The sequence below is a fragment of the Flavobacterium sp. AK-345 genome, assembly GCF_058310175.1.
Genome location: NZ_JBZEER010000001.1, coordinates 474707 through 497120, shown reverse-complemented (window position 1 = coordinate 497120; position 22414 = coordinate 474707). Strand labels below are relative to the sequence as shown.

19 protein-coding genes are annotated in these 22414 nt (G+C 35.0%); 3 read left to right on the top strand and 16 right to left on the bottom strand.

The window, feature by feature from the left end:
• Positions 1-146: 146 nt before the first annotated feature.
• Positions 147-905, top strand: coding sequence for a GH12 family glycosyl hydrolase domain-containing protein (locus tag AC4FQ3_RS02295; RefSeq protein ID WP_491180714.1), 759 nt, complete (start codon positions 147-149; stop codon positions 903-905).
• Positions 906-1236: 331 nt separating this feature from the next.
• On the opposite strand, the gene AC4FQ3_RS02290 is transcribed toward AC4FQ3_RS02295, so the two are convergent.
• From AC4FQ3_RS02290 to AC4FQ3_RS02245, 10 genes are all read right to left on the bottom strand, one after another.
• Entirely contained in the window at positions 1237-2082 is an 846-nt protein-coding gene (locus AC4FQ3_RS02290; RefSeq protein ID WP_491180713.1) for an oxidoreductase, read from the bottom strand.
• A gap of 46 nt (positions 2083-2128) precedes the next feature.
• Positions 2129-3085 (bottom strand): polysaccharide deacetylase family protein, encoded by a 957-nt coding sequence (locus AC4FQ3_RS02285; protein ID WP_491180712.1) that lies wholly within the window; start codon positions 3083-3085, stop codon positions 2129-2131.
• Positions 3086-3096: 11 nt separating this feature from the next.
• On the bottom strand, positions 3097-3570 hold the full coding sequence (locus tag AC4FQ3_RS02280; protein ID WP_491180711.1) for a nuclear transport factor 2 family protein: 474 nt from the start codon (positions 3568-3570) through the stop codon (positions 3097-3099).
• Positions 3571-3640: 70 nt separating this feature from the next.
• Complete coding sequence (locus AC4FQ3_RS02275) at positions 3641-5014, bottom strand: alginate export family protein (protein ID WP_491180710.1); 1374 nt, start codon at positions 5012-5014, stop codon at positions 3641-3643.
• A 109-nt stretch (positions 5015-5123) separates the two neighbouring features.
• Positions 5124-6140, bottom strand: coding sequence for an MBL fold metallo-hydrolase (locus AC4FQ3_RS02270; RefSeq protein WP_491180709.1), 1017 nt, complete (start codon positions 6138-6140; stop codon positions 5124-5126).
• Positions 6141-6440: 300 nt separating this feature from the next.
• On the bottom strand, positions 6441-8210 hold the full coding sequence (locus AC4FQ3_RS02265; protein ID WP_491180708.1) for an amidohydrolase: 1770 nt from the start codon (positions 8208-8210) through the stop codon (positions 6441-6443).
• Between the two features lie 36 nt (positions 8211-8246).
• Positions 8247-9266 (bottom strand): alpha/beta fold hydrolase, encoded by a 1020-nt coding sequence (locus tag AC4FQ3_RS02260; protein ID WP_491180707.1) that lies wholly within the window; start codon positions 9264-9266, stop codon positions 8247-8249.
• A gap of 48 nt (positions 9267-9314) precedes the next feature.
• Positions 9315-10103, bottom strand: coding sequence for an alpha/beta hydrolase (locus tag AC4FQ3_RS02255; protein ID WP_463461142.1), 789 nt, complete (start codon positions 10101-10103; stop codon positions 9315-9317).
• Positions 10104-10414: 311 nt separating this feature from the next.
• Positions 10415-12364 carry a sigma 54-interacting response regulator gene (locus tag AC4FQ3_RS02250; RefSeq protein ID WP_042567111.1) on the bottom strand — a complete coding sequence of 650 codons (1950 nt, stop codon included), beginning with the start codon at positions 12362-12364 and terminating at the stop codon, positions 10415-10417.
• 10 nt (positions 12365-12374) lie between these two features.
• Positions 12375-13988, bottom strand: a complete 1614-nt coding sequence (locus tag AC4FQ3_RS02245; protein ID WP_491180706.1) for a sensor histidine kinase — start codon at positions 13986-13988, stop codon at positions 12375-12377.
• Between the two features lie 632 nt (positions 13989-14620).
• On the opposite strand from AC4FQ3_RS02245, the gene AC4FQ3_RS02240 reads away from it, so the two are divergent.
• Entirely contained in the window at positions 14621-16612 is a 1992-nt protein-coding gene (locus tag AC4FQ3_RS02240) for a PAS domain-containing protein (RefSeq protein WP_491180705.1), read from the top strand.
• Positions 16613-16716: 104 nt separating this feature from the next.
• Here AC4FQ3_RS02240 and AC4FQ3_RS02235 read toward each other — a convergent pair whose 3' ends face one another.
• Positions 16717-17226: a response regulator gene (locus AC4FQ3_RS02235; protein ID WP_042567112.1), complete on the bottom strand. Its 510-nt coding sequence runs from the start codon at positions 17224-17226 to the stop codon at positions 16717-16719.
• A gap of 150 nt (positions 17227-17376) precedes the next feature.
• Positions 17377-17757, bottom strand: a complete 381-nt coding sequence (locus AC4FQ3_RS02230) for a winged helix-turn-helix transcriptional regulator (RefSeq protein ID WP_073394088.1) — start codon at positions 17755-17757, stop codon at positions 17377-17379.
• 116 nt (positions 17758-17873) lie between these two features.
• Between AC4FQ3_RS02230 and AC4FQ3_RS02225 the strand changes: the two genes are divergently transcribed.
• On the top strand, positions 17874-18851 hold the full coding sequence (locus AC4FQ3_RS02225) for an NmrA/HSCARG family protein (protein WP_491180704.1): 978 nt from the start codon (positions 17874-17876) through the stop codon (positions 18849-18851).
• A gap of 621 nt (positions 18852-19472) precedes the next feature.
• Here AC4FQ3_RS02225 and AC4FQ3_RS02220 read toward each other — a convergent pair.
• The 4 genes from AC4FQ3_RS02220 to AC4FQ3_RS02205 all read right to left on the bottom strand — a co-directional run bounded on the left by AC4FQ3_RS02220 (position 19473) and on the right by AC4FQ3_RS02205 (position 22394).
• Positions 19473-20051 carry a DUF4833 domain-containing protein gene (locus tag AC4FQ3_RS02220; RefSeq protein WP_491180703.1) on the bottom strand — a complete coding sequence of 193 codons (579 nt, stop codon included), beginning with the start codon at positions 20049-20051 and terminating at the stop codon, positions 19473-19475.
• Between the two features lie 260 nt (positions 20052-20311).
• Complete coding sequence (locus AC4FQ3_RS02215) at positions 20312-20743, bottom strand: GtrA family protein (RefSeq protein ID WP_491180702.1); 432 nt, start codon at positions 20741-20743, stop codon at positions 20312-20314.
• A 1-nt stretch (position 20744) separates the two neighbouring features.
• Entirely contained in the window at positions 20745-21431 is a 687-nt protein-coding gene (locus AC4FQ3_RS02210; protein ID WP_491180701.1) for a CDP-alcohol phosphatidyltransferase family protein, read from the bottom strand.
• 156 nt (positions 21432-21587) lie between these two features.
• Complete coding sequence (locus tag AC4FQ3_RS02205; protein WP_073394083.1) at positions 21588-22394, bottom strand: phytanoyl-CoA dioxygenase family protein; 807 nt, start codon at positions 22392-22394, stop codon at positions 21588-21590.
• Positions 22395-22414 lie beyond the last annotated feature (20 nt).

Here is a 22414-nt window from a genome sequence, read left to right as displayed (position 1 = left end):
AAAATATTTTTAAATTTTAATGCGTTAAAATCCGTTATTTATGATTATTGTTTAAAAATAAGCATGTTTTTAATAAATATTAATATAAATATTTAATTATCAATACCTTAGTATAACTAATTATTTAACCTTAAAAATTAAAATTTATGAGAAAAACAATTTTATTTGTAGTATTAAGCCTAATGTTTATAGGGTGCGAAACAAGCGAGGTAAAGAATGACTCAGAAGTTAAAGCTGCATGGTCATCATCTGATCAATATGCTAGTTGGTCAAATGGCGGTTATACCGTTTATAATAATATATGGGGTTCTGGTGCAGGAAGCCAATCCATATGGGCAAATAATTACAGTAATTGGGGTATTTGGGCAAACCATCCAAATACTGCAGGTATTAAATCATACCCAAATTCAACCAAATATGTAGGTAAAGTGTTAAATACAATCAACACTCTTAGTACCAGCTTTAATGCAACTACTCCAAGTGGTGGAGCATGGGTGTCTGCTTATGATCTTTGGGATAGCAATAAAGCCAATGAAATAATGCTGTGGTTAAACTACACAGGAAATTCGGACGGTTCAGGAAATGTAAAACCAATTTCTTATAATTATTCATCAACTGGTGCTTCTGTTCCGGTATACACAAACCAAAGCATAGGCGGTCACACCTGGAACGTATTCCGCGGAAACAATGGATCTAATAATGTTTATTCATTTTTACGCACGACAAAAACCAACAGCGGCACAATAGATGCAAAAGCAATCTATAATTGGATAAAAAATAAGGGATGGTTTGGTAATGTCACTGTTGGAGGCATACAATATGGATTTGAAATCTCATCCTGTTATGGGACAAACGGAAATGGGGCAAATTTTACATGTAATAGTTATTCTGTAACTAGTAATTAACATTTTTTGTAAGATCAAAACTGGCTTAATTTAAAGAATTGAGCCAGTTTTTTATTTTTAAAGTAATTTTAAATTTACATGCTATCCCTGTCTATGTCAATGACGCAATGGAACAGTTGAAGGATACATCGCTTCCGCTAAGATATTTATGGCAAGGCTTTTCTCAGCACCGCTCTATTAGGAAATGATATTTATACTTGACATCAATAGGCACAAACTAAAAAATCCCATTTCTTACGAAATGGGATTTTTTTATGACTTCTTGGCACTATTTAACTAGCTTTTACGGAATCAATACGAAAACATTATAATTGTTATTTATGTATTTGAATTATAACTTGTAATCTGTAGAAAAAGTAAGTTCTTTATTTGCTTCAATTTCATTTTTCAACGAATCAATTTTATAGGTAGCAAATCCATATGCATCAGATCCTGTCAGCAAACGAAGTGGCGGTTCTGCTTTTTGTGTTACTTTTATAATTAATTCGGCAACTTTTTCAGGATCTCCCGGTTGATTGCCCGGAATATCATTCTGATGTGCCTTTACACCTTCACGTATAGCTGTATATTCTTCAATAGGATTTTTCGAAGCAATTAATGATGAACTATTTAAAAAGTTCGTGCGTACATAACCAGGTTCTATAATAGTTACATTAATTCCAAATGACTTAACCTCTTCTGCAAGTGCTTCAGAAAGTCCTTCTACGGCAAACTTAGTAGCGCAATAAATTCCCCAGCCTGCCCCGGCAATTAAGCCAAAAACAGAGGAAAGATTTATAATGTGTCCAAATTGTGCGGCTCTCATATGAGGCAAAATTGCTCTTGTAACATTTAGCAAACCAAAAACATTTACATCAAAATTGGCACGAACTTCAACATCCGAGCTTTCTTCAATTCCGCCTATTAAACCATAACCGGCATTATTGACCAAATATTCAATAGAGCCAAATCGCTCAATCGCTGAATTAACAGCTTGTTTTACGCTTTCTTCACTGATCAAATTGACCTGCAACGGTAAAAACTGATCAGACGAATTGCCGACCACTTTTTTAAGCGATTCTACATTTCTTGCAGTAGCAACAACATTAAATCCTTGAGCCAATAGTTGTTTGACTAAAACAAGACCAATTCCCTGAGAAGTTCCTGTTATAAACCACGTTTTGCTTTCATTTTTCATAATTATTTATTTTAAAAGGTTGAATTGTCTTTTAAGTGCTTTTGAATCATTCTCTAATGATATTTTTATCCTGATAAGCCATTTGAGCAATCTCGTCTTTTCGTCTAAAACTAACTCCTTTATGTTTTTGAATATAACTAAGGATTTGTGTCGTGGCTGCGACCATTTGCGGTGTCCCTCCTATTCGATCATGAAAACTTATTGACATTTGCCTGCGCTTTTTTTCAGATTCTATATAAAGCTGGTCAAATTCCATTATAACCTGACGCGCAAATTGATCTGCACTAAAGTTTTTGCCTTCTACCAACACAATATCATTACAGCGAATGGTGTACGGAACCACTGCAAAATCATTTCCTTTTACTTTTAATAAAAAAGGCTCGTCACGGCTTAAATCATCAATATGGTATTTAAAGCCCAGTTCCTGTAGAATTTCCAATGTATTTGTTCCGCGTCTTAACCAATTTGCATTATAGCCGACAGGTTCAAAACCGGTAACTTTTTTAATAGCATCTGCACCGTCTTTGATAAACTTCTTTTCTGTTTCATACGGCATAGAATATTGCGTCGCCCAGTCCATACCGTGGGCTGCAGCTTCGTGTCCTCTTTGTACAATTTCTTTGGCAAGCTCCGGATTTTTTAATACTGCCGAACCAACCATGTGCGAGGTAACCTTGATTCCAAATTTATCCCAATTGTCGAGCATTCTCGGAATTCCTTCTTTATATCCATACTGATACCAGGACTCGCCCGGAAGGTCTATAAATCCTTTCTGCATGTTTTGTGGAAATGGGCTTTCAGCATTTACAGGCTGTCCGCCTGCTTCAAATTGCATAGATACTGATACTACCAAACGTGATCCGTCTGGCCATTTGGCATCAGAAACTTCATTATTAGCCGATTTATCTTCTTTGAAATCGCTTGCCAGCAATGGGTTTATCGGAACGAATCCCGCGAGACCAGCAAGACCTGCCTGTTTTATAAATGTTCTTCTATCTTTCATATCTCTTGATTTTATTTAAGTACTTTTTCAATAATCAGCGTTTCTTCATAAAGTGAAAATTTGGAGATCAGATTATTTTCAACCGTGATATGAATCGCTAAAGGCATCTTAAAATGTTTTCCGTTTTTTTTCACTGTTCTTTCAACAAAACCAAAGACAGCCACTTCATTTCCTCTCAATAAAAAAGATTTCGCCTCCAGCTTTTCACTTCCGTCAACAAAATAACTAAAGAGCGTTTTGAATAACACCGAAATTTCTTCTCGCTTTGAGCGATGTCCTGTCCATGGCATATACTTCGATTCGAAAATATACCAATCTACTTTTTCTGAAATCATGGAAGCAATTCCTTCCGGGTTTTTAGATCCTATATATCCAAAAAACTTCTCTACGGTTTCTTTTGTTTTTATTTCTTCTTCAGAGTATACTTGGGCTTGTGCCGAGAAACCAATCAATAGCATTGCTGTTATAAATATTATTGTTTCCATTTTTGATTTAAAAACAGCCTTTTTCATAATGAGATTTTTTAATGTTTCTGATGCAATTCAATTTTAAAACTTAAAAATGGAGCTGCATCGTAATTCCCGTAAAAAATATATTTTTACCAGTTCCTGATGCTTTTATATAATCTTTGGCCTGAAACCAAGTCGCTTCGATCCTGAAATACAAATATTGATTGGGTTCCCAGATGATTTCACTTTCTAATTGGTTTCCGATTTTCTTTTCTGTCGTTGTGTCTCCGGGATAAATCAATGCTGTATTTGGTGCGTAAATACCATCGTTGCTGCTGTATCTCCAAAACATATCATAATCAATAACCCAATCGACGTTTTTAACAATTTCAAGACTCAATGAAGGATGAAAATCAATTAAATTCGATGGCCCAATTACAGAAGCTAATCCAAAATAAGCACCTCTTGGAAAAAGCGGATTAAAAGTTTGCAGATTAGAGTCGCCCGTCGTTTTGTCTCCACTTATAATTTCGGTTTTAAAACCAATTTCTGGACGAAATTTGACAGTATTAAAACGATATCCTGCATTTATTGAAGCTGTCCAGGCACTTATGTTTTTATCCCCAACATCACCAAATTGGTAAACAGCTTCTCCGTCATAACGCCAGTTTTCTGTTTTTCCCCAAATTCTTGTTCCAACAGATTGTCGTTTCTCTTTACCTGTTGCGTCAAAAAATGCTGCATTGGCTCTTTCGTAACCTAAATAATAAACATCAATATTTTTGATAATTGGTATTTTGTTAAACACCAAATAACTTCCCCATAATTGTCGGTCTTTATTCGAGTCGTCGTCAAAAATACCATCGTGCGCGACAACGTAATGTGTATAAAACAAATCGGTTGCAAAATTCTGTCTGGATACAATTGCTTTAATTCCGTCAAACGACTGCCTGTTATTTGGTCCTTCCCTAACGGCAACCAAACGTTGAGATCCGTATGTGAGTTCCTGCCTTCCTACTCTTAAAATAAGTCTTTTGCTGCCTTCATTTATAATATTGAAATCAGCAAAAGCCTGATGTACTTCAAGTGGGTTTTGTTCCACAGGATTCGGATCAATTCTGCCATCCGCCATACTACTTTGTGTCTGAACAAAAGCTCTGAAAAATTTTCCTGCATGAAAATCGGCATGCAACAAATATCTTCCTAAAACATAACCATCGTTATCCTGCGGACCATCGCCCCAATTTTCATTTTTAGCATAGAAGTACTGAAAACGTATATCGCCCCCAAAACTGATATACGTTTTTTTAGAAGCAGAAATTGGCAGAAATTTTACTGTTTTATACCAGTCATTGCTTACTGTATCATCTTCCAAAACACTATAATTCTCATCAAACCGAAGTGATTTAAAATCAGGGTACCGCTGTGCAAAACCAGAAAATGAAAGCAATAAAACCACTAATAGGATTTTGTTTTTCATAATTCAATTTTTAATTTTTAAACACATAGAAACATAGATTTTGTAAGCTTAAAAAAGGCGTTTCACTTATTTAAACAAACATAGTTATGCGAATTCTGAATATTTTTAATTATTTAACCCCGTTTTGCTTAATATCTTTATAAGCATTTGGAACATTAAAATTGAAATGAAGCCAATTAAAAAGTTCATATCCTTTATCAAATTCCTTCATGGTTACAGCCGCTTTTGTTTCTTCTAATGTCAAACCTTTTTTTACGGCATTTTCAACATTAGACTGCAAAGCTGTAACATAATCAATCGTATATTTAATTCCAGCTTTATTGGTAATTCTACCATGTCCCGGAACTACAATATCTTTATCAGAAATCATATTGTAAATTTTGTTCAGGTTTTGAACCGGTTCCAAAAAATAGCCGTCAAATAACCACGGAATTGTCGGACTCTCAGCAATAAAAGGATTTCCTGCCCACAACACATTTCCTGAAGGCGCTTTTAAATACACAAAAAGATCTGCTGGAGATTGCGCGGTTCCCACATTTATGATTTCAACGATATTGCCTTTTCCCATATCAATTTTCATGGTTTGGTTGATGGCTATTGTAATGTCGGCAGGACGGTAAATGCTCTCTTCAATTCCTCTTCCTTTTCCAAAAAGCATGATCATAAACTGTTTGATATTATCATAATTCTTCGCCAGATTGTCTTTGCAAAATTCATTCTGAATGACAATTGTTTCCTTCGGAAGTAAATAATTCCCGAAACAATGATCGCCGTGATCGCTTGTATTTATAGCATAAACAATAGGTTTTGGCGTTACAGATCGTATTAATTTATAAAGCTGATCGTATAATCCTTTGCTTAACATCGTTTCAATAAGCAAAACCCCTTTGTCTCCTACAATAAAGCCTGCCGAAGTTGCCTGCGCAATTCCTTTTGTGGTTTCGGTTTCGGTTGTACTTGGAGATATAGCATAAACATTTTCTGAAATTTTATGCAGTTTTAAAGTCACTTTGTTTGCGTCCCAAATGGGTACGTGATTAGGCATTGGAAATTGTGCATAAGCCGTTGTAGCTAATGTACACAACATGATAATTACCAATGCAGAGATTATTTTTTGAATTTTCATGATCTAAATTTTTATAGATTTTGTTTGATTAAATTCATTGGATATAATTGGTTTAAAAACACATAAATCTATGTGCTAGTTTTTTCACGCAGATTTAGCAGATTTGGCAGATTTTATTTTTTTAATCTTTTTAATCCTTTAATCTGTGGCTATATTTAAAATCTATGTGTTTGTTTTTCACACAGATTTGGCAGATTAAGCAGATTTTTTAATCTATTTAATCTTTAATCTGTGGCATTTATTTTAAAGTCTGCATTTTATATATTAAAACTAATTACACCCTACGAATTTTATTTATGATTAAAGTTTTTTAGCATAACCGCCAAGGTATTTCACTGGTGACCAATCCGGAATTACCGGTGCAATTTCAGCGTCGAGTGATTTAAAATCTCTTGCTCCATAAACAATTTTGCCGTTAACAACAGTCAGATCCGATTCTATATTTCGAACTTTATCGGCTGGAACTGTAAAATAATCCTCTGATAAAATCGAAAAATCGGCATACATTCCTTTTACCAGTTTTCCTTTCTCTTTTTCTTCACCTGAAAACCAAGCGCTGCCTGAAGTATATAATTGAAGTGCAGTAAACTTATCCAAAACCTGATCTTTCGGCCAAAACTGCATGCCTCCTAATGTTTTTCCTGTAATGAGCCAATGCAGCGCCATCCAGGGATTATAAGTTGAAATACGGGTTGCATCAGTTCCCATTCCGACAGGTATTCGCATTTCGAGCATTTTTTTAATCGGAGGCAATTGTGTTTTTGGGGCGCCATACATTTTCTCGTACAATTCGCCCTGAAAATACATTCTGAATTGAACTGCAATTCCCCCATTTAATGCTTTTACTCTTTCTAATTCCTGAGGTGTAATGGTTTCTGCATGATCAAAAAACCAGCGTAATCCGTTAAACGGAATTTCTTTATTTACTTTTTCAAAAACATTGAGCATTCTGTCAATCGATTCGCCGTAAGTGGCGTGCAATCGAAAAGGCCATTTGTTTTTAACAAGCAAGCGAATTATAGGTTCCAAATCTTTTTCCATTTCATCAGAAAGAACAATTCTGGGTTCTAAAAAGTTCTCAAAATCTGCTGCAGATGCTACTATGTTTTCACCCGCCCCTTCTTCGGTATAACCATTAGCTGTCAAAAGATTATCATTTTTATTAATGACTGTTTCGGCAACCCACTTTTCGTAATCCTGAAGTTCTTTTCCTTTTTGCTGTGCAAATAAATAATACGAGATTCTAAGATTTAGTTTTCCCTGTTTGGCCAATTCCATCGAAGTCGTATAATCTGAAGGAAAGTTTTGAGAACCTCCTGCCGCATCGATTACAGAGGTTAATCCAAAACGGTTGAGTTCACGATTAAACTGAAGTGAACTGTTGATTCTTTCTTCGGGAGTTAATTTTGTGGTTAATCCCAAAGTGGTATAAATGGCTTTTGGAGTTTCTTTTGCAAACATTAATCCGGTTAAGTTTCCATTTTTGTCTTGTTCAAGAACACTTCCTTCGTAATGTGTATCTTTGGTATAACCCAAAACTTCGATTCCTTTTTTGTTTAAAAAAGCTTTGCCGTATAAATAGGTTATAAACACAGGTTTATCAGGAACTGCGGCATTTATTTCTTCAATGGTTGGCTGTCTTTTTTCATCAAAGCCAAATTCATTCCATCCTCCAATCACTTTGATCCAAACTCCCGGGGGTGTTCTGGCTGCTTGTTCTTTGAGCATTTCCATAGCTCTTTTTAAGGTTTTTACGCCATCCCAACGCAATTCTGCATTATAATTTAAGCCTTCGCGAATGACATGAATATGACTGTCGTTTAAACCTGGAATAACCGTTTTTCCTTTTGCATCGATGCTTTTTGCAGATGAGGTTTTATAACTTTCCAGAATACTTTTTGAAGTTCCTGTTTCCAGAATAATCCCGTCTTTTATTGCCAACGCCTGCACAAATTCGCCTGATTTTTGCATGGTTGCAATTTTTCCATTGTAAATAATCAGATCGGCTTTTTCCTGAGACTGCATTAACAGACCAAAGAAAAATAATAGTATGATAAATATTTGTTTCATTTTATGAGATTTAATTGGTCTGTTTATTTTAGAGCTTTATTTCGCAAGGAAAAATGCCAAAAGATCTTTTTGCACCTGAGCTGTATTTTCCTGAACCAGCCAGTGTCCTGAACCTGCAATTTTAGATTCGGTTACATTTTCTGCAACCAATTTAGAGTGCTCTTTTAAGAAAGCTGCGGCAAAATATTCCCCGCCCATAGCAAGCAACGGCATTTTAAGTTTTGTTTTTGCCAAAATTAAATTGTCTTTCCCGTCCTGCGGAAATGCTCCAAACCATTTAAAACTTGATTTCGCACCATCTTTAACAGCATAAGCTCTCACGAATTCAGCCGTTTCCTCAGCTGTAAACGGATCTTTTACATGTCCTACCATTGGCCAGAAATTGGTTAAAAACTCTTTTTCTTTTCCTTTTACAATATCTCCCGAAGCTGGCCAGGCAAAAAATCCAAACCACCATGCAGAAGCCGAAACTTGCGACCAAACCGGTTCGATACCAGGAAGAAGTGCATCCATCAAAGCTAATTTTTTAACTTCACTTCCATATTGTGCAGCATAAGCATAAGCCACCATAAGTCCGATATCATGTCCTGCCAGATTGATATTATTGTATCCTAATTTTTTTACCAGTTCATGAATATCTTTTGCCATATTTTTTTTGTCATAACCTCCTTCTGGTTTATCAGATTCTCCTACTCCTCTTAAATCGGGAGCGATAACGGTAAAATGTTTTGAAAGTTCCGGAAGTAAACGGTTCCACATGTACCAGTTTTGTCCAAAACCATGAACCAATACCAGCGGATCTCCTTTTCCGCCAATCACGTAATGAATTTTAACTCCATTTACTTCTTCATAGGCATGTTTGAAATTTGCAGGTGGATTTGCAGGTACTGCCTGAGTTGTTTCGGATGATGTCGCAGGTGTGGTTTCTGTTACAGTAGTTTCTTCTGTTTTTTTATTACAGGAAATTAAAACCATTAGTAAAAATACAAAAGTTAAAATGTGGACTGTTTTACTTTTAAAGTTTAAAAAAGTAGTGTTTAATAAATTCGTTTTCATAATTTAAAATTTTAATTGGTTATTAGAATAATTGGTTATTATATTTTTTTAAGCAGGCAGTTTTCCTATCCAATCCTGTATAAAGACTGCAATTTCCTGCCAGCCCGGCTGATTTAAAACAAAGTGATTTCTTTCGGGAAAAACCTTAAAATCTGTAATAGAATTTTTATCCGTATATTTTTTGTAATTAGAATAGTTGAGTGACTCAGGAATAGTATGATCTGCAGATCCTGCAATTAACAATAATGGATTGTGAGAAGCGTTAAAATCTACTTTTGCAGCCGAGGTTATGGTATCTCGCACGATTAATTTAGATTCGGGAATAACAGAATCATAATATGCTTTTTCCTGCCATTCTTCTGGCATTCCGTTAGTAAATGCATATTGCCATTGGCTAAAAGTCATTAAGAAAGTTTTCTTTGCAGAGGTAAAAAAACCAAGCGGTCCCCAGCCGGCTTTTAAAAATGAAAATTTAAAGGTCATAATTCCCTGAGGAGGAACCGAATGTATGGCAATTGCGGCCGAGGCTAAATTACGCTGTAAAAGTATTTGAGCTATAAGCCCACCAATAGAATGGCCGATTATTATGGGTTTTTGAGGAAGGTTTTTTGTGATATTTTCAAAATGATCTATCAAAGCGGTCAAGCGTAGACCGGCAATTTGAGGATCTGGATGACGATCTCGTAAAACAGCAGCCGGAGCGTCTTTGTACGGCCACGCTGGCGCCAGCGTTGTAAATCCTTTACTTTCGAAAAAGACTTTCCAGTCATCCCAGCATTTATTGCTTACAAATGCACCTGTAATAAAAAGTATTGTAGTAGGGTTTTCAGTCAGCATAATACATTTTTTTTAATGTTATGCCAAAGAAGAAACTAAAACCGAACCTATTTTATATTTAATTGATTTTCAATTGATTAAATATTTAAATTAAAATTTGGAACGACTATATTTCGTCGTACAACGAAAATAAAGCAACTTAATATCGTTTTTTGAGTTATGAATTTTGAGTTATGAGTTAGAAGTAAAAGCAGAAAGCAATTTGAAAAATATACAATAGAAATAATAATATTAAAAAAAATTAAAAGCACATTTTACGTTTCAACTACGCGTTACTTTTCATTCATAACTCATAATTAATAATTCATCATTTAAAAGTGGCTTCTCTTTATACCCAATTTTTGCATTCTCGAAGCTAATGTTGTAGGCGGTAATCCTAAGATTTCTGATGCTCCTCCGATACCTCTTATTCTTCCATTGCATTTTTCAAGCACATTAATAATGTGCTCCCTTTCGTTTTCCTGAATAGTTTTAAAGTACCAGTCATTTGACTTAGTATTTATTTTAGCGTCATCAAAAGCCGGAAGCGGAATGTGCTCTATGGTATTTGTTTTTGCCAAAAGAATACTTCTTTCAATAAGGTTTTCGAGTTCACGAATATTCCCTGGCCATTGATACAATAAAAGACTTTTTAAAGCACTTTCTGATATTTCAGTCACATTTTTTCCCGTTTTAGAACTATAGACAGCAATAAAATGACGGGCAAGAAGTCCAATATCTTCTTTCCGCTCTCTTAAAGGAGGCAGCTGAATTGGAAACACATTTAACCTGTAATATAAATCAAGTCTAAAACGGCCGTCAGCAACTTCTTTTTCAAGATTACAATTGGTAGCAGCGATAATTCGCACATTAACTTTTATTGAGGCATTTCCTCCAACGCGTTCAATTTCTTTTTCCTGAATTGCCCTCAGTAATTTTGCCTGCATTTCTAATGGCATATCACCAATTTCATCCAAAAACAAAGTGCCGTTATCTGCCTGTTCAAATTTACCAATTCGTCTTTCTGCTGCACCGGTAAAAGATCCTTTCTCATGTCCGAACAATTCTGATTCTATCAGGCTTTGGGGAAGTGCTGAACAATTAATTTTTACAAACGGCTGATTTTTTCTATTTGAAAGTTCCTTAATACTATGGGCAATACTCTCTTTGCCAGTACCGCTTTCCCCGGTAATTAAAACTGTTGTATCGGCGGGAGCAACTTGTAAAATATGATCAAATATTTTTAACAACGCCGGACTTTTACCAATGATCGATTCAAAACCTGCATCTTTTATATTCTTAACTGACACAATATTTTCAGAAGAAGTGTTTTTTTTATCCCGTTTTTTGTCATGACTGATCAAATTTTCAATTGCAAAAATCAAAGGCTCCTGAAGTCTTTCACACAGCGTTAAATGATTTTTATTGTAATTGTCTGCCTGCCTGCTAAAAAAAGACAGATATAGCCCGCCATTTTCTGTCAATGTCAAGGGAACCGGCAGCATGAGATTCGATTTCATATTCATTGAGGTCGCAATCAATTTTTTGATAGGTGTTTTATCGCATATTTTTATAAAATCCTGACCATTATAGAATGTCGCATCTGTCTCGACTTTGCTTTTGTTTCGCAATTCAGTAATCTCAGATTCTTTTAAGGCGGTAATATTTTGCAACTCCTCAATTCCTATTCGTTGGTATTCGTGTAAACCTGTTCTTGCATAGCCCAAAACTCTGCTGGATAATTTATTTTCCATATAAAAAACAGCCATTACAAGATCAAAAGAAATAAGAGACTGCAGGGCGGTAATAATATTGAGAACCCTTTCATCCCAGGTACCGCTTTTCGTTACTATAGTTTTTAATTGTTTTTGAAACAAAAGCTCTTTTCTAATTGATGATTCTATTCCATATTGCTGGTGATATTCGGCAATTTCAATTGTTACCAACAAATCTTTTTCTCTAAAAGGTTTTACCAAAAAACCCTGGGGATGAGTCAGTTTAGCTTTGCTTAGAACTTCTTCATTAGAGTTGGCAGAGAGATAAATAAAAGGAATATTTTCGTTTTTGAGTATTTCGGCAAGATCAATACCGGTCTCTTTTCCTGAAAGGAAAATATCTAATAATACCAATTCCGGCCTCTGCTCTGCAATATAATATTTAGCATCAGGAACTGACCTTGCCATCCCAATAACAGAATGTCCGGCTTTTTTCAGCATCAGTCGTAAATGATTTGCCTCAACAAACTGATCTTCAACTATAAGTATTTTTAATTGTTTTGCCATTTTATCGAAATTATAAATGAGAACTATTTTCGTTAAAAATGAATTTCAGCGTTATTTTAGTACCATTTGCATTAGTAATTAGAAACTTTCCATCGATATCAGCAGAAAGTCCATGCATCAATTTTATTCCCAATGAAGGATTGTTATAAGGGTCAAAATCCGCAGGAAGACCAATACCATTGTCCTGAATTATTAAAATATAATTTTTATGATCTTCTGTTTTAAGGGAAATATCAATTATTCCGTTTTTATGATCTGGAAAAGCATATTTAATAGCATTTGTAACTGCTTCGTTAAAAATCAGTCCAATAGGTATTGAATGGGACAAAGGCAGATTAAAGCTGTCAACATCTAATACAAACCGTATTGATTTTCTGATTTCGAATGAATCTTTTAGATATTCTGTTAATTCAAATATATAAGACGGCATATCAATTATCGATAAATTCTCTGATTGATATAATTTCTGATGGATTAAAGACATGGCATGAATTCTGTTCTGACTACTATTAATTGCCTGAAGAGCTTCTTCATTTTTTAAAAATTCAGTCTGACTTGCAAGCAAACCGACCACCATGTGCAGGTTATTTTTTACTCTGTGATGAATTTCACGCAAAAGCCATTCTTTTTCAACGACCAGCTTTTGCAGTGTATTATTTTTTTTGTTGATTTCATTTTGTTGTATTTCGAGTACCTTGTTTGTTTTCTTCTTAAACATAAAACTTTTATAAAGTAATCCAAGTATTATAAGTAAAAGCAAAACAAAAATGACCATGGAATTACGTAGAAACACTTCGTTTTTAAGTTTGCTTTGCTGCAACAGTGTTTTGTTTTTAAGTTTGATAATATCCATGCTTTTCTTTTCAGTTTCATAGATAATATTGAGTCTGGAGGAAATAGGATAAATATCGCTTTCTTTAAGATTGGCTTTTTTATAGAAAAATATAGCTTTTTTGAGTGAATTTAGAGCGTTGTGAAAATCTGAGATTGAAAAATACAATTCGCTGATTTCTCTGTAGCAGTCACCGCTTCTTTTATTATTTCCGGACTTTTCAAATAGAGAAGCAGCTTTAAAAATTGGATCTAATCTCTCTGCTATTGGTGCATTAGTACGCATTTTAGCTGACCAAACCATTACCCATGATTCTCCCAAATCATCTGTTTGATTTGTTTTGGTTAATACTTCTATTGCTTTTCTGGCGTTGACTTCTATCATCGAATTGTTATTTCTCAACTCCTGGACCATCGAAAGTTGAAGATAACATTTACCAGAATAAATATTAGAATGAAGTATCTGGCTTATCCGAAGGGCTTCCTCAGCATATTGAAATGCCTTTTGCAATGTTTTAGGGTTATTGTAAGAAGCTTCATACCAGTCACTTACTTTTAATAAAATTTTGATTTTGTCTGTACTTTCAGGTAATTTACTTAGTAATTCTTCTGCTTTTTTTACTTGCAGTTCGTTATAAACTACTTCTTGAGCCAGGTCATTTCTCAGATTAGACAGCTCTTTTTCTACAATTCCTGTCTCCATCATGCTCTTCGAAAGAGCCAATGCGTTTAGTTCTCCAAATGTAAACCATACAAGGAGAAACAGAATTATTCTGTAGTGCTTTAAGAGCATTTTTTTTTGGAATTAATCAGCTTAACGAAGGTATTGATAATTCTTTATTTAAATTTAAAATATACGAAAATTGACTGCCAACGATATATCGTTGCTTTTACTTTTAATTATACAATACTGTTACATTTAATTAGTTCTAACAGTTTGGATTTTGTTTATAGGTCTAATTGTGACTAATCAATGATAATTATATAAACCTCCTTTTCGATATTATAAATTAAAGTTTTTTTTTACCTGTACTTTTACCATTACGATAATTAAAAACATTGTAAACTAATATTTAGAAATGTGGAAAACATAATCGATAAGGAAAGTGACATATCATTATAATAATCTAATCTAAGGATTCAATAAAATATTTTTTTTTATTTTCATTATAATTATTAACTTTCTATAATGAGATATTGTTAGCTAGGTTTTGTTTACTGATGCGTCCGAAGCATTGCAAAGAATTTCTGGATACGTTAAAAGCGACGGCAGGTTTACAGGATATACCAGTAATTATTCTTTCTACATCTTCGGATTCTGTAACAGCTCATAAGCTCAAAGCTGAAGTGCCAGCGGTTTCCTGACAAACCCAGCAGTATCAAAGAACTTTCGAATCTTCTGCGCCCTTATTTAATCTAAAGTATATGAATATCGAAAACCAACAGGAACTCTATTTACTAGTTATGAATGCGCCGGTCGGCATCTGCGTTTTAGATGCTCAAACGCTGTTTGCCGAAATTGTAAACGACAGCTTTATAGAAGTGGCCGGAAAACCGCGAGAAGCAATCCTTGGTCATTTTTACTGGGATACTTTCGCTGAAGTACGCTCCTACTACGAAAGTGCATTGGCGGATGTTATTTCTCAAGGGAAGTCCTACTCTGTCAATGAGGCTGAACTTGTGCTGATCAGACACGGAAAGGAAGAGACTCGTTACGTGACTTTTGTTTATGCCCCTTTAAAAGATGCTTCCGGAGATGTAAAAAAAGTGGCTGTCTGGGTAATGGACAATACAGTACAGGTTAATCAAAGGCATAAAGTGGAAGAAAGCGAAAAATTTGCGCGTACCGTTTTTTATAATTCACCTGTGGCGAAATTGGTGTACACCGGACCTGAAATGGTTTTACGCGAGGCTAATGAGAAAATGCTTGAAATATTTGGCAAAGGAAATTCGATTATCGGCAGGCCTATAATGGAAACAGTACCGGAAATCAAAGAGACGCATTTGTTTCAGGCCTATAGTAATGTTTTAAATACAGGAGAAATTCATACCGAAACCGCCGCCCGCATCATGTTTGTTAAGAATGGTTCGCCTTATTACGGTTATTATGATTACACTTACAAGCCATTGTACGATGCAAAAGGCAGAATCCATGGTGTCATCTGTACGGCTATTGACGTAACTGAAGAGGTAATTGCGCGCAATAAGCTGGAAGAAGCCGAACAAAACATGAGAGGCGCAGTTGAGCTTGCCCAGCTCGGTACATGGAGCATTGATGTGGCGTCAAACGGGTTAACCTATTCAGACCGTCTTATTGAATGGTTTGGATATGATCCTGCCGCTCAGGACTATAATGAAGTTATACCGATTTTGCTCGAAGAAGATCGCGAACGAGTAGCAAATGCCGTGGCATGGGGACTGAATCCTGCTTCAGGAGGGTTGTATGATGAGACCTACACGGTAATACATCCCACTACCGGAAAGAAAAGAATATTGCATGCGCAGGGTAAAACTGTTTTTGATCCCGAGGGCAAACCTGTACGCATGAACGGGACTGCTCAGGATATTACCATCCAGATGGAACTAAAGATGGAACTGGAAAACCAAATACAGCAGCGTACCGAAGAGATTGGCGCTGTTATAGAGGAATTAAGGGCTACAAATGAAGAATTGGAACAGACCAACGTGCAATTGATACATTCCAATCAGGAATTGGAACAGTTTGCCTACATAGCTTCGCATGACCTGCAGGAACCGCTTCGCAAAATCAGCACCTTTGTGCAGTTGCTCGAGGGCAAAATCACGGAACATCTTGACGAAAAATCACTAGGATACATAGATAAAATAAAAGACGCCACAAGCCGTATGGGCAAACTTATTCGAGATGTGCTCGCCTATTCTGCCCTGCCGAAAGACGATGCCAATTTCGTTACGGTAAACCTTGAGGATACGGCCAAAAATGCGCTGGAAGATTATGATGTAGTAATGGCGCGCACAGGAGCTAAAGTCACATGGAATGCGCTTCCGGTTATCAAAGGTATTCCCTTGCAGATGTCCCAGCTGTTTTTTAATCTGATAGGGAACGCGTTAAAATTTATACGCCCTGGTGTGCAGCCCAAAATTCATATTCATTGCAGTATTGCCTCTCCCGATGAGATCCAGTCAGTAAATCTAAAAGAAGGGCTGGCTTATTATAAAATTCAATTTACTGATAATGGCATCGGCATGAAGCCTGAAGATACTGAGAAAATTTTCAATATATTCCAAAAGCTGCACGGTAAAAGTGAATTTGCAGGCACAGGAATCGGACTGGCTATGTGCAAAAAAATTGTCCAGAATCATAATGGTGAAATTGACGCCCTACAAAGCAATGAAAATGGAGCGGTATTTAACGTCTACCTGCCAATAAACAATTAATAATATCTGAGTGGTGATCAATTCTTTATTAAAAACACAAAGATTGCTGTAATTATAATATTACTTTCAGTCCTGCAAGGGAAATGGGTTAGATTAAAACCTATTTAATCCTTCGGAGATATATTCTTTTCAGAAACAAAAAAAATATTTTTAACCGGATTCATTAAAGCTTTTGTCCAGTGCAGAATAAATACTTTTTTCAGAATGAGAATAAAGCTGGTAAAAGAATTTGGTTTTTGTATATAGAGGTTTGCTCCCTTATTGAAAGTATCTTCAATATCTTTAGGGTTATTAGAAGTCGAGAGCATAACCGCAGGAATCTCCTTCAATTCCTGATCGCTTTTTATTTCTTCCAGTGCCTCCTTACCCCCTTTAATAGGCATATTTATATCGATAAAAACAATATCAGGTTTTGGTTCAGACCCATCCTTTAAGGCATTAACCAGTTCCTCGCCGTTGTCTACTGTAATAACTTCAGTAGGAACTTTTGTTGCATCAAGAGCTTCCTTAAATAATTCCTGATCATCTTTGTCATCCTCAGCCAATATAATTTTTACTGGCTCGATTTCTTTTAAGTCTTTAGTAGTTCCAACTGGGTTTTCAGAATTTATCATGTCAAAACGGTTTTACAATTTCCAAAAGTACTATTTAAATGCTTACTAAAATTGCCACCAGGCAATAATCTTAAAAGCATTTACAAATTAACAGCCAGCGATATCGTTTATGGCCCTTTATGCGATTGTTAAAATTCACAATCTACTGTTTTAAAGCATTTTGTGATTTACAAATTCACCTTTATGTATGGCAGCCTTATTTCCCCATTCCGTTATTGCATTTAGTAATGGTATGCAGGATTTTCCAAAATCTGTTAAACTGTAAACAACTTTTATCGGAGGTTTTTTCCCTTCAACAGTGCGTGATAAAAGACCGTCATTTTCAAGCTGCTTTAACTGGAGGCTCAAAGTCATTTCTGTAATAGCCGGAATATCTCTTCTAAGTTCACTATACCGTTTATCGGTGTCTTTTAAATGATACAAAATAACCGCTTTCCACTTTCCACCGATTAAATCCATAGCTATACTAACAGTGCATGGGTACAATTTGCTATCCAGTTTTATATAATCACTTTGACATTCAATTTTCATAAACTTCTTTTTTAGACCAACTATCCAAATAGATAGTTATTGCAAATTTATCTAACTATGAATAGTTTTGCAACTATAATTTTTATAGTCCAAAATTAATCAAAGTAATAGAACTTATGGAAAAAGATTTTAGCGCATTCAAATCAAGTATTAAAAGTAGCAAACCGCTTATTACCATTGTTGGTATTTTAGGCAAACAAGGCTACAGCGTTGCACAGTCCCTAATACAGAGCGGACAATATCAAGTACGTGGTATTACCAGAAGACTCGATTCTCCGGAAGCAGTAAGTTTGATAGAACAAGGAGTTGAACTAATTAGTATACCTCTTACTTTGGGTTATAAAAAAGATTTTGTAGAGGCTTTCCGTGGCTCATACGGCATTTTTTTGATAACACCCAGTATTGCACCTCCGCAAACGCATGAATTTGCGTTGGGAAAGGAGCTTGCAGATGCAGCACTTGAGGCAAAGTCTGAGTACTTAATTTTTAGCAGCCTGGAAAATGTTGATAGAATTACATCAGGAAAAAAGTTTGCGCCACATTTCACCGACAAAGCCAATATTGAGACGTATATACGAACACTGCCAATTAAAAGTTCATTCATTTATATGGCCTTTTTTTATACGAACTTCCTCGAATTTTATACCCCGATTATCCAAGATGATGTTCTTGTCTTTCCAATTTACTTACCAAAAGACTTTCGTGCACCGTTTGTTGATCCTCTTACTGCTACAGGTCCAGCTGTTTTAGAAATTTTCTCTAATGCAGATAAATATGCAGGCAGCTCATTACCTGTGATTGGTGATATTTTATCGCCTCAGGAAATAGTTGATACTTTTATAAAGGTTACAGGCAAGAAAGCTGTGTACAGTTCGGCATATACGCGAAACGATTTTCTGAAACATTTTCCAGAATTCAGTTCCAATGAAACTTTAGTGGACGAGATAATTGGAATGGCCGAGTATGCTGTTGAATATGGTTATTTTGCAGAAAATCGCGATTTACAATGGAGCAAAAAAATTAATCCGCAAAGCCTTTCCTGGGAACAATTTTTAATTCGAACAGGCTGGAAAGGTTTAAAGCGATCCTATTAATTTTGTACGTTTTGTGATAAATCGCGGCCCATCAGCAAACTTAAAAAAATAAATTCTAGTTTTCGCAAATGAGAGTTATTGCAATATTGGCTTTTGTGATCTTGCTTATCATTGCCTATAAAATCAGTGTTTATCCTATAACAGGATTATTGTCGTGTGCATCCTGAAAACTTCAAATATTAAAACAAATACACACGACATTAGTAATTGTAATTAAGACTCTAAGAGATACAGTCTCAATTATTGTTAACAATCGTATATTTACAGCTACCTGATTCAACCATAATAATCAAAACACATTACCGTTTATAATTCAAATACAACAAACTGCCCAGCCGTGAAATGAAAAAATTTGCAATTAATAAAACAGCCGACGATCATTGGACTATTACCCATAATGAATTTCCGAAATTTACCTGTAAGTTTGAAAATAAAAAATTTAACATAAGCAGGACTATAAACGGACTTGAAAACCCAATGGGTGACCCAAAAGAAGTAAGACTCCTCCAACGAATGGAACAGTGGCTCCTGCAGTATCATAAGGATAAGACAGTCTAACTAAAGTAATTATTCAACTAGAGTTTATTCTTAAAAATTTTCTTTGTAGATATTATAGGCATCTTATTTTAATAACATTCTTTCCGTAATTGTTTTATTTGAGGAAGCATCAATTCCGGTAACTTCGGCATACTTTACATTTGGTAACCAAAAAGAACCTCCTTCAATGCGCACAAATATTTTTTCTACCTGTATTCTTTTCTGATTTACATTTACAAAAACATGATATTTTTGATCTGAATCTATCTTTTTCAAGGTTAAGGGTAATTTTTTATACGATACAAATTGAAGCTCAAACTCCTCATTATTTGACGCTTTACTTTCTATTCCGTATGCAAATTTACGTTGTATATAACTAAAATCTTTTTTTTCTCCTTTCTCAGCATATCGAATCCAATACGCTTTTATAGGATTGCTTTTGTCTATTTTTCCGTTTTCCTGATAGTTAATGGCATAAATAGCAGTGTTTATATTGGGGTCTCGCTGAATGTAAAATAGCATATTATCTATATTTTTAGGCGTTGGGAAATGTAATGGTGATGGATTTTTGGATTGTGCCAATAGATTACCAGAAATTATATTTACTAAGATCGTTATAATAATTAGTGATTTTCTAAAATTTTTAAATGGTAATTTATTCATAAACGAAATATTTATATTAAACCAGCGTGAAATTATTTTAACACATAGTCCCAACTCCGTAAGGCAAATCCAATCTTTGTCGAGCTTCTCGTGGAGATTTCTCCTGCGTCGAAATGACAATATTGTGTTTAAACTTTGCGTCTTAGCGACTTTGCGTGATTAATTTTATTTTCTAAAAAGCTCAACTTAATGATATTGGACTTTGGGACTATGTGTTGAATAGAAAAACCACGAATTACACCCAACTGGTTATTGATACACTAATTTGATTCGATTACATTCTGTTTTTCATTTACCCTAAAAACCCAATATTTAATCAGCGGATAATTAAATCCATAAGAAACAAAACTATCCGTGATTAATCTTCCGATTCTATAATCGATTTGAAATACTTTTTGCAAAATAAGCGTACCAAATGATTTTAAGGAAATGCTTCCTAGTACAACTAACGCAAATTTAAAAAGCTGACTATTGATGCGGCTGTTATAACCACATTGTTTTTTAAATACCCAAAATCTATTGATGCTGAAATTGACAATGGCGCCAACGGTTCCGGAGATTAGAATCGAAAAGGTAAAATGCAATTTAAATACTTCTGTTAATAAAATCATTAAGCCATAATCGGTAATGCCACCTAAAAATGCCGCAACTTGTGCTTGTAGAAAAGTGAAAATAGATTTTTTCGGGAACATATCAGTCTTGGTTTTTATCTTTTAAATCGCCCAGCTTTAAAAGTTTTAAGCTATCTACGATATTAATTATGAGCAATATAATAGTGATTAAGCCAGCCAAATAGGTAATTGATCCATTAAATAAAACTTCTATAATTAAAATTAAGGCAATAATAAATCGAAGTTCTGTTGGGCCAACAACGCCAGAATCTATACTGTATTCATTTGTAATTTTGTAGCGTAACTGGCTGATGATGATAGACCAGCCATACAATGCGACAAAAGCAAAGGCTACTATTTGTGTGCCATTTTTAGCATAAATGTAGTAGCCAAAGCCTATAAGTACAATACCAATCCAATCGGCAATAATATCGAGTGCAAAACCATACCAACGACGTGGAATATTTCTATAATAAGCCAATCTTCCATCTAAAGAATCGCCTAACCAATTTATAGCCAAACCGATAATACCCAAAAGCAAATACCAGTTTGTAAAATAAGTACCTAAAACAAAAGCTAAAAAAACCAATCCAGAACCCAGTGTACCCATTAAAGTGAGTACGTTTGGCGAAATGAATTTAGGCACCTTTGGCAGCAAAAATACAATCGTTGACTGTTCTGCCCTTTTTAAAATATTAGTTCGCTTACGGTCTGAAAATGTTCTTTGTACAATTGCACTATGATCTTCAACCTGTGTTTCTTTTCTCATTAATATCGCAATATTTATAAGCCAGATAGTATTATACCAATTCTAGTTTTATAATTTTTAATTTTATTTTTCTTTGCGTATTTTTAAAGAAATCGGTGGTTCTTTTTAGCTTACCTGATCTAACCAGATAACTAAATGCGAGGACAATCAGCATAATTATTTAACAATACCTGCAAAACGTTGATAGAAAACCGTTGGGCTGTTCTCGTTTTTAGGAGCATATTTTCCTGCTATAATTGGAATATAAATAACTCTCCTTCTACTGTCTTCGCCACGGATAGAGGATTCAGCCACTCTGTGCCACAAACGGCCATCGTGAATGGTTAAATCTCCAGCTTCCGGAGTGATGGATACTTCCTGTGGATCGGGTTTATTATCTAAAAAGTACTTTTTACGAAAAAGCATTTGATAAATACTTTGCTTGTGTGTACCCGGAATGATTTTAAGACCGCCGTTTTCGGGTTGTAAAGTGCTTAAGTGAATACCCACATTGAGCATCGGGTTTAATTTTGCACCATAAAAAATATCTCGCAAACCATCTGTATGCCAGCCCATTTTAGTAAACTTACTTTCTGGCCCATTGATGTAATGATTAAAAACCATTCCGTCTTTTTCTTCAGTACCTAATCTTGCGCCATCGCCTGCCAATGGTAATAAACTATTAAATCTTGGATCAAGTAAAAGACCGCTTAAGGTTTGATGATGTTGATTGATAAAAGCAAAACGCTGTACAATTGGAGAACCATCTAAATCTTTTCCATACTTAATCGGAACACCATTTACTTTTTGAAGGTCATTGTCAATCCATTTTTGCTCCACTTGTTTTGACGCATCAATGATGGATGAAACCGTTTCCGGATTTATAAATTTTTTGAAATGGATGAAGCCATGTTCGTTAAAAAAGTTGATTTGCTCAGCAGTTAATTGCTCAGTAAGCGTAAAAGTTTTATAAGAAGATACCATGATAAATATATTTAATAATT

What these genes read in the sequence shown, in the direction of transcription:
- AC4FQ3_RS02275 (WP_491180710.1), bottom strand. Translation starts at nt 5,014, where the DNA reads ATGAAAAACAAAATCCTATTAGTGGTTTTATTGCTTTCATTTTCTGGT.
- AC4FQ3_RS02230 (WP_073394088.1), bottom strand. Translation starts at nt 17,757, where the DNA reads ATGAAAATTGAATGTCAAAGTGATTATATAAAACTGGATAGCAAATTG.
- AC4FQ3_RS02255 (WP_463461142.1), bottom strand. Translation starts at nt 10,103, where the DNA reads ATGCTGACTGAAAACCCTACTACAATACTTTTTATTACAGGTGCATTT.
- AC4FQ3_RS02220 (WP_491180703.1), bottom strand. Translation starts at nt 20,051, where the DNA reads ATGAATAAATTACCATTTAAAAATTTTAGAAAATCACTAATTATTATA.
- AC4FQ3_RS02240 (WP_491180705.1), top strand. Translation starts at nt 14,621, where the DNA reads ATGAATATCGAAAACCAACAGGAACTCTATTTACTAGTTATGAATGCG.
- AC4FQ3_RS02290 (WP_491180713.1), bottom strand. Translation starts at nt 2,082, where the DNA reads ATGAAAAATGAAAGCAAAACGTGGTTTATAACAGGAACTTCTCAGGGA.
- AC4FQ3_RS02245 (WP_491180706.1), bottom strand. Translation starts at nt 13,988, where the DNA reads ATGCTCTTAAAGCACTACAGAATAATTCTGTTTCTCCTTGTATGGTTT.
- AC4FQ3_RS02265 (WP_491180708.1), bottom strand. Translation starts at nt 8,210, where the DNA reads ATGAAACAAATATTTATCATACTATTATTTTTCTTTGGTCTGTTAATG.
- AC4FQ3_RS02260 (WP_491180707.1), bottom strand. Translation starts at nt 9,266, where the DNA reads ATGAAAACGAATTTATTAAACACTACTTTTTTAAACTTTAAAAGTAAA.
- AC4FQ3_RS02205 (WP_073394083.1), bottom strand. Translation starts at nt 22,394, where the DNA reads ATGGTATCTTCTTATAAAACTTTTACGCTTACTGAGCAATTAACTGCT.
- AC4FQ3_RS02235 (WP_042567112.1), bottom strand. Translation starts at nt 17,226, where the DNA reads ATGATAAATTCTGAAAACCCAGTTGGAACTACTAAAGACTTAAAAGAA.
- AC4FQ3_RS02280 (WP_491180711.1), bottom strand. Translation starts at nt 3,570, where the DNA reads ATGGAAACAATAATATTTATAACAGCAATGCTATTGATTGGTTTCTCG.
- AC4FQ3_RS02215 (WP_491180702.1), bottom strand. Translation starts at nt 20,743, where the DNA reads ATGTTCCCGAAAAAATCTATTTTCACTTTTCTACAAGCACAAGTTGCG.
- AC4FQ3_RS02285 (WP_491180712.1), bottom strand. Translation starts at nt 3,085, where the DNA reads ATGAAAGATAGAAGAACATTTATAAAACAGGCAGGTCTTGCTGGTCTC.
- AC4FQ3_RS02295 (WP_491180714.1), top strand. Translation starts at nt 147, where the DNA reads ATGAGAAAAACAATTTTATTTGTAGTATTAAGCCTAATGTTTATAGGG.
- AC4FQ3_RS02270 (WP_491180709.1), bottom strand. Translation starts at nt 6,140, where the DNA reads ATGAAAATTCAAAAAATAATCTCTGCATTGGTAATTATCATGTTGTGT.
- AC4FQ3_RS02225 (WP_491180704.1), top strand. Translation starts at nt 17,874, where the DNA reads ATGGAAAAAGATTTTAGCGCATTCAAATCAAGTATTAAAAGTAGCAAA.
- AC4FQ3_RS02250 (WP_042567111.1), bottom strand. Translation starts at nt 12,364, where the DNA reads ATGGCAAAACAATTAAAAATACTTATAGTTGAAGATCAGTTTGTTGAG.
- AC4FQ3_RS02210 (WP_491180701.1), bottom strand. Translation starts at nt 21,431, where the DNA reads ATGAGAAAAGAAACACAGGTTGAAGATCATAGTGCAATTGTACAAAGA.